Source organism: Allopontixanthobacter sediminis (genome assembly GCF_009828115.1).
GTDB classification, from domain to species: Bacteria; Pseudomonadota; Alphaproteobacteria; order Sphingomonadales; family Sphingomonadaceae; genus Allopontixanthobacter; species Allopontixanthobacter sediminis.
Window position 1 is genome coordinate 456,714 of the sequence record NZ_WTYL01000003.1, and the last position, 15,216, is coordinate 471,929.

The 15,216-nt window shown below is 57.2% G+C and carries 12 protein-coding genes; 8 read left to right on the plus strand and 4 right to left on the minus strand.

Annotation, left to right across the window (positions count from 1 at the left end; translation table 11 throughout):
• Nucleotides 1–23 precede the first annotated feature (23 nt).
• Nucleotides 24–1,400: an NAD-dependent succinate-semialdehyde dehydrogenase gene (locus GRI65_RS13000; RefSeq protein ID WP_160756981.1), complete on the minus strand. Its 1,377-nt coding sequence runs from the start codon at nucleotides 1,398–1,400 to the stop codon at nucleotides 24–26.
• Nucleotides 1,401–1,742: 342 nt separating this feature from the next.
• The gene (locus GRI65_RS13005) at nucleotides 1,743–2,429 is read right to left on the minus strand and encodes a type 1 glutamine amidotransferase domain-containing protein (protein WP_160756982.1); all 687 of its coding nucleotides are present in this window, start codon (nucleotides 2,427–2,429) and stop codon (nucleotides 1,743–1,745) included.
• A 249-nt stretch (nucleotides 2,430–2,678) separates the two neighbouring features.
• Here GRI65_RS13005 and GRI65_RS13010 point away from each other — a divergent pair, with 249 nt between their 5' ends.
• The 8 genes from GRI65_RS13010 (at nucleotide 2,679) to GRI65_RS13045 (ending at nucleotide 12,571) form a co-directional block, all read left to right on the plus strand.
• Nucleotides 2,679–3,308, plus strand: a complete 630-nt coding sequence (locus GRI65_RS13010) for a TetR/AcrR family transcriptional regulator (RefSeq protein ID WP_160756983.1) — start codon at nucleotides 2,679–2,681, stop codon at nucleotides 3,306–3,308.
• Nucleotides 3,305–4,990 (plus strand): MFS transporter, encoded by a 1,686-nt coding sequence (locus tag GRI65_RS13015; RefSeq protein WP_160756984.1) that lies wholly within the window; start codon nucleotides 3,305–3,307, stop codon nucleotides 4,988–4,990. The genes GRI65_RS13010 and GRI65_RS13015 overlap by 4 nt, the downstream gene beginning before the upstream one ends.
• Entirely contained in the window at nucleotides 4,987–6,102 is a 1,116-nt protein-coding gene (locus tag GRI65_RS13020; protein WP_160756985.1) for an HlyD family secretion protein, read from the plus strand. The genes GRI65_RS13015 and GRI65_RS13020 overlap by 4 nt, the downstream gene beginning before the upstream one ends.
• 5 nt (nucleotides 6,103–6,107) lie before the next feature.
• The gene (locus GRI65_RS13025) at nucleotides 6,108–7,505 is read left to right on the plus strand and encodes an efflux transporter outer membrane subunit (protein WP_160756986.1); all 1,398 of its coding nucleotides are present in this window, start codon (nucleotides 6,108–6,110) and stop codon (nucleotides 7,503–7,505) included.
• Between the two features lie 594 nt (nucleotides 7,506–8,099).
• Nucleotides 8,100–9,578 carry a DUF4403 family protein gene (locus GRI65_RS13030; protein ID WP_332872654.1) on the plus strand — a complete coding sequence of 493 codons (1,479 nt, stop codon included), beginning with the start codon at nucleotides 8,100–8,102 and terminating at the stop codon, nucleotides 9,576–9,578.
• 1,031 nt (nucleotides 9,579–10,609) lie between these two features.
• Nucleotides 10,610–11,032, plus strand: a complete 423-nt coding sequence (locus tag GRI65_RS13035) for a hypothetical protein (protein ID WP_160756987.1) — start codon at nucleotides 10,610–10,612, stop codon at nucleotides 11,030–11,032.
• A 147-nt stretch (nucleotides 11,033–11,179) separates the two neighbouring features.
• The gene (locus GRI65_RS13040; protein ID WP_160756988.1) at nucleotides 11,180–12,130 is read left to right on the plus strand and encodes a sensor histidine kinase; all 951 of its coding nucleotides are present in this window, start codon (nucleotides 11,180–11,182) and stop codon (nucleotides 12,128–12,130) included.
• Between the two features lie 45 nt (nucleotides 12,131–12,175).
• Nucleotides 12,176–12,571, plus strand: coding sequence for a response regulator (locus GRI65_RS13045; RefSeq protein ID WP_160756989.1), 396 nt, complete (start codon nucleotides 12,176–12,178; stop codon nucleotides 12,569–12,571).
• A 176-nt stretch (nucleotides 12,572–12,747) separates the two neighbouring features.
• Here the strand turns inward: GRI65_RS13045 and GRI65_RS15410 are convergent, their stop codons facing one another.
• Both GRI65_RS15410 and GRI65_RS13055 read right to left on the minus strand, forming a co-directional pair.
• Entirely contained in the window at nucleotides 12,748–13,302 is a 555-nt protein-coding gene (locus tag GRI65_RS15410; protein WP_160756990.1) for a DUF421 domain-containing protein, read from the minus strand.
• A gap of 217 nt (nucleotides 13,303–13,519) precedes the next feature.
• Nucleotides 13,520–15,100, minus strand: a complete 1,581-nt coding sequence (locus tag GRI65_RS13055) for an FAD/NAD(P)-binding protein (RefSeq protein ID WP_160756991.1) — start codon at nucleotides 15,098–15,100, stop codon at nucleotides 13,520–13,522.
• Between the last annotated feature and the right edge of the window lie 116 nt (nucleotides 15,101–15,216).

Sequence of the window (15,216 nt, forward strand, 5' to 3'; positions counted from 1 at the left end):
TGCGCCAGCAGTAAGCGCTGGCGCTAGGGCAGGTAAATTGCCTTCACGTTCACAAACTCCTTCATGCCGAGGCCGCCATGTTCGCGGCCAAACCCCGAATTCTTGACGCCTCCGAACGGCATATTCGGATCGGCGGTTCCGAAGGAGTTGATCCGCACCATGCCGGTGTCGAAATGATCACGCGCCAGGCGGACTGCCTTGTTTTCGTCCTTCGTGAAGATGCCGCCACCCAGACCGTAGCGGCTGTCGTTCGCGATGCGCATCGCATCCGCGTCATCCTTTGCCCTGATTACGGAGGCGACCGGACCGAACAGTTCGTCCTCATATGCCGGCGTGCCCGGCGTGCAATTTGCCAGCACGGTCGCGGGAAAATACCTTCCTACGCCGCCGTCAGGAACGCCTCCGCAAAGCAGGTCGGCGCCGCCCTCGAGACTTTCCTTTACCTGCCTGGACAGTGTGTCGTACTGTTCCTGGCTGGCAACCGGGCCAAGCTGGGTTTCTTCCGCAGTCGGATCGCCCAGCCTGATCGCTTTCATCTGTCCGACGAATTCATCGGTAAAGGCGTCATAGACCGCTTCGGTAACAATGAAGCGTTTTGCCGAGACGCAGGTTTCACCATTGTTGTATAGGCGCCCCTGCACACAGGTTTTGACCGCAAGGTCGATATCGGCATCCTCGAGCACTAGGTATGCGTCGTTGGATCCCAGCTCCAAGACGCTTTTCTTGAGATGCTTCGCCGCTTCCTGACCGATATGGCGGCCCGCGCCATCACTACCGGTCATTGTGACGCCGCGTATCAGATCGTGAGCGATAATTTCGTCCGAGACATCGTGGTTCACTATGACGACATCGAACAGCCCTTCCGGCAGACCGGCTTCCAGGCAGATATCGCGCAACATCAGTCCGCTGCCCGTGCAGATCGAGGCGTGCTTTAGAATAACGGAGTTACCGGCCATCAGGTTGGCGGCGAGGACACGGACGGGCTGATAGACCGGGAAATTCCACGGCTGAATGCTGTAAATCACCCCGATCGGTGAAAACGTCACGACGCCGCGCTTCTTTCCGCCGCTATGCTTGCGCTCTTCATCGGCCAGCACATCGGGACCGTTGTCTGCGGTATATTCGAAAATGCGCGCACAGATTTCAACTTCGGCAGCGCCGTCGCGAAGAAGCTTGCCAGTTTCGCGGGTCATGATGGCGGAAAGGTCCGCAGAACGCTCGCGCACCAACTTGGCGACATTGCGCAGGTACGGTGCGCGTTCTTCGTGACTTTTCCTTTTCCAGTCGCGGAACGCCGCATGCGCTGCTTCGATCTTCTCGAACGCCTGCGGAGCGTCCATCAATTCGTATGAAGCGACGACCTTATCGGTAGCGGGATTGACTGTTGTAATCTGGGGCATGTGTTGCTTTCCAAGGGTTCGCAAGCAGCTTGATGAGTGCTTCAGCGACTGCACAGCGTCATTCGACGATCTCTGTAGGGGTTCACTCAATGCAACGGCACGGCATTGATAGTGTTCCTTGCACCCTGGATTTTCGAGATGGTGCCGGAACAGGAGAAAACCGGGTGGGGCCAATTGAGTGCAATACCTGGGAGGGAATCTGGCCCGGTTGCTGACGGACCGCATTTGCCTAAGTATGGTGTAAAGGTGCCCTAGAAGCACAATCAGACCGTAGGAGCTGGAAGAACTTGCCGAGCCCGACCGGATGGAGCGACCAGGCTAAACTGGGAACGCTGAGCGCCGCTAGTCCGTGTCGGCGAGGGCTTCGAGCAGCTTTTTCGCCGCCTGCTCGCTCGAGGGCGGATTCTGACCGGTGATCAGCAAGCCGTCTTCGACAACGTGGACCTCGAAGACGCCTGCCTTCGTAAATTTACCGCCCTGTTCCTTCAGCACGTCCTCGAGCAAGAAAGGCACTACATCGGTCAGGCCGACTGCATCTTCTTCCTCATTGGTGAAGCCGGTCACTGTGCGATCCTTCACCACGGGCTCTCCGTCAGCGTTGGTCACGTTTTTTAGTACGGCAGGGGCGTGGCACACGAGCGCAACGGGCTTGCCCGATGCGAGTGCGCCTTCGATGATGGCCTTGGACTCCGGACTTTCGGTCAAATCCCACAAGGGACCGTGGCCACCCGGATAGAACACTCCGTCGAACTTTGCGATGTCAATTTCGGCAAGCTTCTCGGTGATCGCGAGCTGTGCCTGCGCGTCCTTGTCTTGCTTGAATCGCTCGGTTGCGTCGGTCTGCGCGTCGATCTCGTCGGACTTCGGATCGAGCGGCGGCTGTCCGCCTGCAGGGCTCGCCAGCGTGATATCGTGGCCTGCGTCTTTGAGCACATAAAAGGGCGCGGCGAATTCTTCGAGCCAGAAGCCGGTCTTTTTCCCGGTGTTTCCCAATTTGTCGTGGCTGGTGAGAACCATAAGGATTTTCATGCAGCTAGTCCTTTTCTCGTAGATGAAGATTGCGGCGTCCTTTGACGGCGCTTCGCCATCTCAACAAGCGGCGGGCACTTCAGTTTCAAGGAACTTGGTCCGGCGCCTCGGAGCCGTTCCTGGATCGAGGTTATCCAAAGATTTATTGGTCGCTCCGCGTGGGGATAGCGACCGTCCGTGCCCGCTTATTCAACAAGTATTGAATATCCTCTCGCGCGGCCCTATGTTGCGCCGCACAAGGAACGAGCAATGACTGAACGACGGAGGCGCGGGCGCCCCACCGAGACAGACACGGACACGAGCACGGCGATCGCCTGCGCCGCGCTGCAACGCTTTGCCGCGCAGGGCTTCGAAGCGACATCGCTGCGCGAGATCGCAGGTGACGCTGGAGTGGACGTTGCCCTGATTTCCTATCGTTTCGCGGGCAAGCTCGGCTTGTGGAAGGTCATCGTCACGCAAGCGGCCAAACACCTGCGCGAGGCGCTAGAGAGTGCTTTGGAAGACATGGAAACCAGGACGGCCCATGATCGCTTAGGACATTCGGCTCGGACCTTCCTGGCCTATCTCCTCGATCGCCCAGAAGTCCCGCGCTTGTTGTTGCGCGACATTACGATCGATAGCGACCGTTCACAGTGGCTGCTCGAAAGGCTTTCCTTACCGCTTCACCGCCACTTCATGGAACTGGCTCGCGCCGCGGCGCAAGAGCGCTCGGAGGAACCCGCGCATCTCCAGTTCCGGGTAGCGAACTTCATCTACTCTGCCGCCAGCACGGTCGCCCGGAGAGAACGCCTTGGCAAGCTCGTCGATGGAATCGAGGACGACGCGACCTTCGCTGCGGCGCTCGAAGCCACGCTGGTCGAGGGATCGCTCGCGCTATGACGGAACGCGGACACCTGACCGACAAAGTGGACGGCTACCGCTTCAAGCCGCACGAGATGCCGATCCTCCCCGGCTCCCCGGCCAATCCGGACCACCCCCCGGCGCGGCGTGCGGCCTACCTGGCGATCGGCGTATTCATGGGGCTGGTAGGCGGAGCGCAGAACGGCTTCCTCATCGCCAACTCGCCAGCTTTGCAGGCCGAATTCGCGCTGACGCCAGTGGAGACCGGCTGGCTGACAGTGGCTTTTTACTCCACCTATGCCACGATGAGCATGCTGCTCTTCCGCGTGCGGCAGGAGTTCGGCATCCAACCTTTCTTGCGCTGGGCCATGGGCGGGCTTGTCGCGGCCAACTTCGTGCAGTTGATCGGCCCCGGCTATTACCTGGAAATTGCCGCTCGCGCGCTGGCGGGGATCACGGCCAGCGGGTTGTCCGCGCTCGCCATCTACTACCTTATGCAGGGCCTTCCAGCGACCTTGCGGGTCGGGGGGCTGGTGATTTCTCTGGGCCTCACGCAGGTGGCATTTCCGCTTACCCGTGCAATTTCGCCTGCGCTGATGGTGGATGGCGACATTACCCATGTGTTTCAGTTCCAGTTCGCGCTTTCGCTGATTGGCTTCGGCATAGTTTACCTGCTGCGCCTGCCGTCCGGCATTCGCAAGCAGACCTTCGAGAAGCTCGACATTCCTAGCATCGCGCTGTTCATCATCGGTGTCGCGGCACTTTGTGCGTTTCTGATCCAGGGGCGTATCCAATGGTGGGACACGCCTTGGCTCGGATACGCGCTCGTTGTCGCCATCCTCGGACTGAGTGGGTGCTTCCTTATCGAGGCCAACCGCAAGAGCCCGATGCTCGACCTTAGCTGGCTTTCGAGCCGCTCGATCCTTGCCTTGGCGTTGATCGGCGCGACCGTGCGGATACTTGTCGCCGAACAGGGTTTCGGAGCCAGCGGTATGTTCGCCGCGCTGGGCTATGGTAACGAGCAGCTGACCGGCTATTTCTGGATTCTCGCCGGGGCGACCCTGGCCGGAATGGCACTGTCGGTCGTGCGGCTCGATCCGAAAGACCTCACCCGTCCAGTACTCTTCGCGATCCTCGTCATCGGCATTGCAGCGTTCGCGGACACACGGACCGGGGTGATGACACGGCCGCAGGATCTTTACCTGACTCAGGCCGCCATCGCCTTCGGCGCGGTTTTCGCCATGGGGCCGATCATGATGGAAGGTATGCTTCGCGCGCTGGCTGCGGGGCAGAGCTATGTGATCAGCTTCATCGCCGTGTTTTCGCTCTCGCAATCGGTGGGCGGACTTGCAGGCATCTCGCTGCTGTCTGCTTTCCACACTGTCCGCCTGAAAACGCACCTCATCGATGCCGGGAGCACGCTGACACTCGCCAACCAGAAGCTCGTACAGGCCCTAACCAATGCTGCACAGCGCGTCGCGCCGCTCCAGTCCGATCCTGCTCTGCAACGGGAAGCCGCAGCGTCTAGCATCTCGCAAGACGTGGGCCGCGAAGCCGCGGTGCTCGCTTTTAACGACGTATTCTTCCTCATCGGCACCTTGTCAGTGGTAACCTTCGCCGCTGTCTTCGTGCCGTGGCTCAGCAACAAGATCCGCGGGCGGAACCCGCTTGCAAAGGAACTGGCCTTCATGGAGGCCATGCTCGCAAGGACTAGGCAATGACAAATTCGACCCAAGCTGAAACAGAAGCCGAGATGGTTCCGGACGAAACACCTGCTACCAAGCACGAAACGGGTTGGTCGCCCAATCCTTCGCGCCGCCGGATCGGTGTTGCCGTTGTGGTTATCCTCCTCGGCGTGCTCGCCGCGCTATTTTCCTGGGGCCTGCCACCGTTCGGAGGCGGGGACGAGACGACCAATAACGCTTACGTCCGGGGACGCACGACGGTCGTCAGTCCCCAGGTCGGCGGCTACCTGGTCGAAGTGCCGGTGATGGACTTCCAGCGGGTGAAAGAGGGCGATCTGCTCGCTCGCATTGACAGCGCGCCCTTTCAGGCAAAGGTCCAGCAGGGCGCGGCCAACACCGCGGCCCAGCGGGCCACGCTTGCGAACAGCGCGCAGAGCCTGCGTTCGGCTCAGGCACAACTCGAACTGCAGGATGCTGCCGTGGCGGCGGCGCGCGCAGGATTGCAGAAGGCGCGGGCGGACATGAACCGCATTGCTGAACTGGTCGATGAAGGCTCGGTATCGCTGCGCGAACGTGACCAAGCCCGCGCGGCGCTGCAACAGGCGGAGGCTGGCGTCAGACAGGCGCAGGCACAGCGCGTCATTGCGGTTGAAAACTTGCGTTCAGTCACTGTCGGGCGTGGTGCGCTGGAAGCGCAGGTTGAAGGAGCGGCAGCGACCGAGGGCCTCGCCGAATTCGAATTGTCGCGCACCGAGATACGCGCCCCGCGTTCCGGCCGGTTAAGCGAAGTTACCGCGCGCGTGGGCCAGCTGGTCACTGCCGGGACCCAGCTCATGTACGTCGTGCCTGATGATCTGTGGGTGGTCGCCAACTTCAAGGAATCGCAGACCGCGAAAATGGCGGTCGGCCAGCCCGCCACGCTGGAAATCGATGCACTTGGCGGCGTTGAACTCAAAGGTCGCGTGCAGAGCATCGCGCCTGCTGCCAGCAGCGAGTTCAGCTTGGTCAAGCCCGACACGGGGGCGGGCAATTTCGTCAAGGTGCCCCAGCGCATCGCAGTGCGCATTGTCCTCGATGAGGGACAGCAAGCGGCCAGACGTCTGGGTCCAGGCATGTCTGTCGTCGCGACTGTCCACTTGGAGCGTTGAAGGTTATGCGCAAATCTTTCGCTCTGCTAACCGCAACCGCATTGGCTCTCTCTGCCTGCGCGCCCGCGCTGCAGGAGGCCCCACTCGGTGCCGCGGCTTCTCCGCCGACCGAATGGCGCACCAGCCTTGAGGTCACTGCTACGGTCGACAGGGACTGGTGGAACAGCTTTGGCGACCCACAGCTATCGTATCTCGTCGGGCAGTCGCGGCTCAATAATCCCGATGTGCAGGTTGCCGCGGCCCGCGTCGAGGAAGCGCGTGCGACAGAGATGGGTTCGCGCGGCTACCTGCTTCCTTCGGTGGGCGTCGGCGTGGAAGGCGGCGTTCAGCGCGAGGTCTCTCCTTTCGGCCAGGCCCGAACTACCGTCGCCGCGCAGCCCGCTTTCCGAGCCTCATACGAAGTCGATCTGTTCGGCAAGAACGCCGCGCGCGTGAGTGCAGCAAAGGCAAGCCTTGCGGCGAGCGCTGCCGACGAAGAGACCGCGCGCCTTTCGGTGAGCGCGGCGGCCGCAAGCGGCTACATTACCCTGCTGGCGCTCGACAAGCGGCTGGAAGTGCTCGAAGCGACACTGGAAGCGCGCGGCCAAGCCCGAAAATTCGCGCGCGACCGGGCCGAAGTCGGCTATACTTCGCAGCTCGAATTGCGGCAGGCAGATGCAGAATATCAAGCCACCGCGCAGCTTGTCCCGCAATTGAAAACGCAAATTGCGCGTCAGGAAAATGCCCTATCGGTCCTGACCGGCGAACTGCCCGGCGCGATCAAGAGAGGAGGAACGCTGGAGAGGCTGCGCCGTCCCTCTGCCCCGGCGACCCTGCCTTCCGAGCTGCTTCGGCGCCGTCCCGATGTTGCGGCTGCGGAATATCGCATCGCCGCAGCCGACGCGAAAATGCGCGTGGCCCGAGCCGATTTCATGCCCTCGATCAACCTCGGGGCGACTGCCGGACTTGCCGTGTCCGACCCTCTGGCCGATCCGATCAGTATCTGGTCGTTGGGAGGCAGCATTCTTGCGCCGATCTTCCAGGGCGGGAAACTTCAGGCCCAACTCGACGTGGCGACGGCGCAACGCGACCAGGCCGCCTGGGCCTATCGCTCGACCGTCCTCGACGCTTTCCGCGAAGTAGAGGATCGTATGGCGGTGCTCGCCAATCTGAAGCAGCAGGAGGTAGCGCTGGAAGGACAGAAGGCCGCCGTCGCGGATGCGCTTCGCCATGCGCGCAACCGCTACCGTGCGGGGTACACGCCCTATATCGAGCAGGTCGATGCACAGCGCGCTTTGCTGGGTGTGGAGTTGTCCCTAGTTCAGGTGAGAGCCGATGAATTGGCAACAATTGTAGGTCTCTACCAAGCAGTGGGAGGCGCTCCCAATGAATTAAACGTCGTACCGGACCAGGGCGCTCAATGATACTCTCCGGCAGATTTACAATCCGCAACGGGAGGCTTTCCAGATCAGGCATCCCGCGGCCAAAACCAGAACCTCGTCGTACCATGCCCGCCTTCAGGCAATCGGCGGAGGACTCAAATGTCCGAAATCGGGGCGCGAAGCCGCCATCAGCATCCCCCGAAGAAGCCGACAAACAAACTCATGATCCAATATTGGAAACCGGCCCTACAGTCATGTTGGCTTGCAGGTAGATTATCGCCTTAATGAATCAGTCTGATGCTCCACACCAAACCGGATCTACGCCTTCAAGGTCACAGGGCTTGCCTGAGATTTCTGAGTATTAAGAAAGCCGGCCAATGGCTCGCAAGCATTGCGTGTCGGAGCAAATGTCCAGCTTATACTGAGCTTCGCCGAGTAGAGTTCAGAATCATCGATTACGTCCCACCGCAATGCCGTAAATCCCATCATAACTATCTGAATTATGTAGACAGGATTTTTGTCAGTTACGCATTCGCGATTGACCCTGATCGGCATCAGATTATCGCAGGAATTGCGGTCTGTTTTCATTTGGATTGCTGGAGAGAGTTTCACTCAAACTTGTGAGAGGGGCGCCATGTGAGAAAAGTTGCGCTGACGACCGCAGCCGTGCTGCTTGTAATTTTCGTCGGCTTTGGGCTCCTTCGTGATCGTGGCAATATCTCGAACGAGGCACCTCCGCGGTCCAACGAAGAGTTTGTCGGCCAAGTAGGTCAATCGACCATAAGTCTGCCAGTTGGTGCTGATTTAACAAGGCTATCGAAAAATCTCGAGCGGGAAATCCCCACACAGCTCTGGTCCGTTGACAGACCCGAGCAGGTCTGTGTCCCTTCGAAGAAGGTAAAAGTCCTGGTCGTCAAATTGAAGACCCCGAACATTAAATGTCGAATTGTCGGCGAGGTCACCCGCGGCAAGATCAGCGTTACCGGACGCGGCAAGGATATTTTTGCGACGATGCCGGTTTCCGCTACGATCCGCGCCAAGGATATCGGGGGAATTTTAAAGCAGGAAACAGCCCAGGCGCGAGCCGTTGTGCGAGTTAAATTGCGTTTAAATGTCTCTCAACAATGGACCGTCAGCGGCAAAGTGGACATCGACTATAATTGGACGGATTCTCCGCACCTTGATTTTCTTGGTCAGCGTATCGATTTGAGCAACGCTGCTGATGCCAAATTACAAGCAGTCGTTGCCAAGTTCGAAAAGTCCTTGGCAAGCGAACTGTCCAAATTGCCGCTGCGAAGCGAGGCAGAGGCAGCTTGGAATTCTGCGTTTACGTCAATAATTCTTAACGAGAAAAACCCGCCGGTTTGGATGCGGGTGACCCCGGAAGAAGTCCATTACAGTGGATATGAGATTGAAAATGGCAGGCTAAGCCTTCGATTGAGGCTCACAGCAAAGACAGAAACCTTCGTCGGTGATCGTCCATCTGACCCCGCACGCGTGCCTCTACCGCCGCTTGTGCAAAGTGACGCCGCCGCCAATACATTCAGACTAAACATTCCTGTGATTGCTGACTATCGTACATTGGAACCGATACTGGCACGCGCACTAGCCAGACGCGAAAAGCAACCGTTCGATCTTCCAAGTATCGGACTGGTTATGGCGAAATTCGATAAAGTGACCATGTATGCCACAGGCAAAGACAAGATTGCTGTCGGGCTGAAATTTAGTGCCACGACAGCGGCAGGAACCCGGTCCAGGGGAACCGTGTGGTTTACCGCAACGCCGGTCAACAAACCAAATAGCGCCGCGGTGAGTTTTACCGATCTTCAGGTCAGCGGAGTCACCGACTCCTTAAGCGCCAACCTTCTCTTGGAATTGGCTAATTCTCCTGGGTTATCTGAGCTGATCGCCAATGAACTGAGGCAGAATTTCGCGAATGATTTTCGCTCTCTCCGCTCCAAAATCGATGTAGCATTGGCACATAGACAAGATGGCAATCTCAGCATTGCGGCAAACATTACTGACATCCAAACTGGGAGGCTGAAGGCAACGGGTGCTGGGCTCTACCTTCCCGTGGTGATACGCGGCACTGCGCGGGTGCAAATACGCCAGTAAATTCTAGCGAGGGACCAAAATGCCATGCCTTTGGCTCCTCCGGTCAAGGGTAATCGACTAAACGTCACCGTTGACACGACCGGCAACGCTACCTCGCAATCAAAAAAGAGGCAGCCCCTCGCTAGAAGAGCTGCCCCTGAAGTCGAGGAGCTCTTTGCATCACTGCCCAGAGCCCTTCGGGTCGCGGGTCGTACATACACACGGTTCCAGCGATTCCCGTTGTAATTACGCGACAATACTTACTTATGTTGGTAAGATATAGAGCGATCAATCAGCCGCTTGGCCTTCCGCTACCTGCGGGTGCGCCGACGATGATGGGAGTGCGCGGTCTACTAGGCTCGCGGCCAACTGAGCCGAGCCTCAGCGAACGGGGTCGCGATATCCACCCTCAGTTCAACATGACAAGCAGCCTCAATGCTCACATCTCGTGAGAGTCGAATGACTGCCTTTGCGATCGCCTTGATGCATCAGGAACGTCTACCGTTTGGGATCGAAGCAGACACGCCAGGTTGGCGTGTTAAACGTCCGCTATCCCACTCTGCTCCATAAAAGGAGACGTTTCGGTATGTCGGCGTACCCGGAACTGCAGATTTGTAGCGGGCGCGGCGATCCTTTCTCTATCGACGACCGACGCCAGTGTGGCTGCATTCGCTCGCCCATCCGAACCGCTGCAATGTTGGCAGTTACAGATTGCTTCCCTTCACGGAGAGGCAGTTGCATGGTGTGGCGATCGCAGAAATAAAGGGTTGGTGCTGCTCGCTGCTTTCATTTTGTGAACGAGGGTGGGCGTAAGTTTTTCGCTGAGTGTTAGTGCTGCAATTCTGTCTAGAGAACGTGCGCTTTAAAAATGATCTACTACACTGCCGATCTTGATTGAGCCTTAGTGCTACGAAATCCATTCAAAATCGATCAAACATTTGGGAGCATTTTTCGCTTAGCACATTGAAACATGGTAGTTTATTTGGACTTGCGAAATTTAGCGGAAATTCATAAGTCTTGTCGCCTTGTCCGGATGACTGGGAGGGTGCACATTGTACCAGTTGCTGCAAACCCTCCATGCCGATCTGCATGAGGGTCTTCGTGAAACTATCGAGGGACTTGCAAAAACAGGCGGACTGGTCAGTCTTGACCGCGCTGATCTGTGGGAACTGCTTGATCAAATACCTGTCGCGATAATGATGAGCAATGACCCTGGCTGCGAAGAGATTCTCGGAAATCTCGCCGCCAACGCTCTTCTAAGAATTCCGCGCGGCGGCAACCTTTCACAAAGCGCACCGTCCCAAGACGTGCCAGGATTTCGAGTTTATCAGGCGTCCCGGCTCATACCTCCCGAAGAACTACCGATGCAGCTCGCAGCCGCGACCGGGCTAACGGTAACGCGATCCGAATGCAGGATACGATTCGACGATGGCCACACGATATTCCTTGCGGGCCACACCATACCGCTGCGATAACGGCCTTCTGTGAAAGTTCTGTTGCCATGATCTGCACGTGCCAAAATATTAGGCGACATAGGCTGGCGAAGTCAGAGATTGCTGGCTTCCCTTGTGGTTGATTCGCCAAGCGAATTAGGTCCCACAGCGAGTCCCCATAGCTACAGAATGGTCGATTTCGATATTGAGTCGGCGGCGTTCCTCGAGAGTGTGTTGAACGCCAGCAGTGACTGTATCAAGGTGCTGTCACTACAGGGCAAGTTGTTGTTCATGAACAACGGCGGGCTGAACGTTATGGAAGTTGATGATTTCAACACCGCGCAAGGCTGTGACTGGACATCCTTTTGGGCTGGCGAGAATCATCCGTTGGCGCTTGGTGCCCTTGAGGCTGCAAAAGCGGGCCAGACCGGTAAATTCACAGGGATGGCAAACACCCTGCGCGGCAATCCCCGCTGGTGGGACGTAACGGTTACGCCGATCTTTGGTCAAGGCGGAGCGAGCCCAAGCCACCTTCTTTCGATTTCGCGGGACATAACCGAGGCAAAAGAAGCCCAAACCCGGCGGGAGTTGCTCACCGAAGAACTTGACCATCGTGTTCGGAACCTCCTTGCAGTAGTCTCAGCAATTGCGGCGCAAACCTTTGCGGCTCTTGATCGCAGCAGTCTTGCTGCGTTCACCGCACGTTTGGTTGCGTTAGGCAATGCCCAAGGTTTGCTTGTTCAAACCGCCTGGCAATCGGCTTCGATACACGACGTAGTCGACAAGGCATTGAAGCCGCACGCGCCGGAAGAACGTGCGCACTGCTCTGGGCCTGAAGTCCCATTGTCTGCGAAGGAAGCACTGGCCTTGGCGCTGGCCGTTCACGAACTTGCCACGAACGCGACAAAATACGGTGCATGGTCAAATTCCTGCGGAAAAGTCGAGGTCCGTTGGACAGTAACTGATCGCGAACTTAGGTTCTTCTGGAACGAAAGCGGCGGTCCAGAGGTTCAAGCTCCGACCCGTACCGGCTTCGGCTCGCGAATTCTGGATCGCAATCTTGCAAGCGAGTTCCGAGGCAAGGTAGAGGCAGACTACTGTCACAGCGGACTTAGATTCACACTTATCGCCCCACGTTGAGGCGTTATATCAGCGTCTGGCTTCGGTCCGGCCCAAGGAACCGACATGTCCGATTTGCCTGTTTGCCGACAATCGATCCTCGTGGCTGAGGATGAATCGCTAATCCGAATGCTGATGGTGGATACATTCGAAGATGCAGGATACACGGTGATTGAGGTAGGTACCGGCGATGCCGGTATCCACATCTTGGGACAAGGTCAGACTATCGTGGGCCTTGTTACCGACATCGACATGCCCGGAGATGTCGACGGTTGTGCCTTGGCTCGAGTCACGCGTGTTCATTATCCCGATGCAGCTATTCTGGTCGTTTCAGGTAATGGGGAACCAACGCCCAAGAGCCTTCCTGACGGCGCCGAGTTTATCGCTAAACCTTATGATATTGACGACGTACTGAGGAGACTCGAGATGTTACTGGCGCCGGCCACGCGCGTCGGAACCTAACTGACATCGTCACGTGCTCGTCATCTGCGCCATTCCGAAGCCATCTGCCTCTGTGTTCTTTGCGTAGAGCGAGTAGCGGAACGCTATTGCGTATGTCGTAAGCAATACGAAGGGCTGTGACAGGGAAGCAAATCGAACGACAGGCGCCGCTGCCTCATGGAGGTCCACTGAGCGCCTCAAACCTGTCGCTTCACTTGCTCTTCTGCTGGACCATCCCGGCAATCGACCTCACGCATGACTTCTTCCGAGACCCTGGTTTCACCAGAGAGAATGGAGATGTCGCCAGTGCTCTCCAACACCATGCAGCGGACGTCGGTGAAGTCCTTTATGTCAGCGCTTCTTAGCTTGTAGAGAATATCGCTTTCTGCAACGCGCGTCCTGCGCAAGGCTTCCTGCAAGATCTTTCCATCATACATCAGCATGATGGGATCGTTTTCTATTAGAAGCTGGAACCGGCGCGATCGGCGGCGCAATCGGGCAAGTACCAATTGGGCGACCAGCAACCCGCCGATTGCAGACAAGGCCTGGACCAGCGCGCTCCAGTCGGTTGTCGTCGCGGCGGCCGCCAGCAATGAGCCGGTAGCCAGGGTGACGACGAAGTCAAAGGATGTCATCTTCGAGAAGGAGCGCAAACCGACCAGCCGCACAAGAACGATGATCCAGACAAGAGCGATGACGCCGAGGAGTACCCCTCGAACAATCGCTTCTGGAAACTCGGAAAGTCCAAACACGCCGCGTATGCTCCATATCGAGGAAAAGCATGAGCAGTTCCTCACGAATTCGCGCCCGGTTAAAGCAATGGAGGGAGGCCGCAAGCGCTTATCAGCCTGTTGTCACGCATGCGACGCGGAAGACCTTGTCGAGTGCCGAGATCCAATGCAGCCATTTACGGCTGACATGTTAAACTATGATCAGATCGTCGCTGGTTACAAACTGAGGAAGCGCCATCTAAACCTTGGCGGCCCTGAAAATTTCGTTGCAGACAGATTTGGCGTGGGTCGAGCTTTCTGCCAAGCCTTGCGAGAATGGATAACGCTCCAGAATTTGTGGAAGAGCCAAGCAGAAAACCTGAGAACCGTTATCGTGGGCGAGATCCAGATCGAATGGCTTCAACACAGGTGCTTGTGGATCGCTCATAGATTTAACCAGACCCGAAAATGGCAAGTCCGCTAGACTTGCCGATGATTGACCGCGGGCATCGATCATAACTTCGAAATGCGAAATGCCGTGTTCGGTATCCATCTCAATCCCCCCGTTATCCGATTGCGAGAATTTAGCGCCCTCCTCAGTGGCAACAAGATCGAGAACGCCCGCATCATAGAGGGCGGCTATTCGCGCAAGTGACAGGTGCGGCACAGCCGCATAGCAGTCAGCGAAAACCGGCATCAAGTGTTCAAGGAACCGTGCATAATCTGCCTCCGTCAGATCACGAAGCACCATGTCGAATGCTTCGTGGCCCCGAAGAAGAGTATAACGATGCGGGATTGTCTCTTTGCGCTGCAAGGTCTCCCGGGCTTCAACCAAATCGCGTTTGACAGCACGAAACCCGCCAAGCTCGCGGCGACGTGAAAAGTATGCGGGAGCAAACCCCTCCAAAGTTCGTGCGGCTTGCGGCAACTGGTCAAGATACTCAGGTGCAGACTCGTCAAGTTCTTGGCACAAGAGCTCGAAGGTTCGTTCTAACAGGCCTTCCGACCCTGTCGCAATTTCGTCGCTGATCGCTTCAGCAGTTAAGCATTTCAGCGGCTCGTAAGGGAAGGGGTAATAGAAATCTCCTTCGGGCATTATGCCCATGTGAGACACCATTGTGATGCGGAGAGCGTCATTCAGATCATTGGGAAGCCAGCTAATGTGGTCCCCGACCTCTTCGAAACGTCCTCGTGTGTGTCCGATCGCCAGAACAATGTCGATTGCAGATAGCGATGATCCCAGTACGCCGATCTGGTCCACATCCAGGTCAGTGACGTTGGTGTAGGGCCAAGGCCGGACCAATTTCACACCGTCGATCTCAGGGGAGCTTGGCCAGGAATGGCCTGTCGCAATTATAACCGTATCGAACTGTGCCTTTTTAGCCGAGCTTCCGGCTCTCCAGTGCACGGTAGGTTTAGACTGATCGCCGACAATGATATCGGCAACGCGGGCGGAACTATGAACTTTGACCCTGTGCCCCGCTGTTCTGGCCTTCTCACATAGATCGCCAAACTGCGACTTTAGATATTCGCCGATCAATACGCGCGGGTAGAACGCTCTGGCTGTGAGATCATGGGCAGAGATCTCCCAGTGGCTCAGCTCGCGAGACGGACGGTCCTTTAGCCAACTGATCAGAGACTGATCGAGCTTCGGTATCTCGCGGCTGAAAGCGTTACAGAGCATATAGTCAGCATTGAGAGCTGGGTCGTATGGCATTCCCACGCCCGGCGTTTCGGAAGCTTCGAAGAATGTAATTCCGAGCTTGTCGTCACTAGAAGCAAGATGTTTCAGAAGATAAATACCCGTCGGTCCGGAGCCCACTATCGCGATATGGCGCAAGATTTGTTTCCTTCGGCGATAGTCAGGTCATGAGGTGGATGACTGGATGCGAAATCCTTAGCACTGATTGATCTCATCCGGCCGCTATTTCTTCCGATGAACGAAGGGCAGCTAAA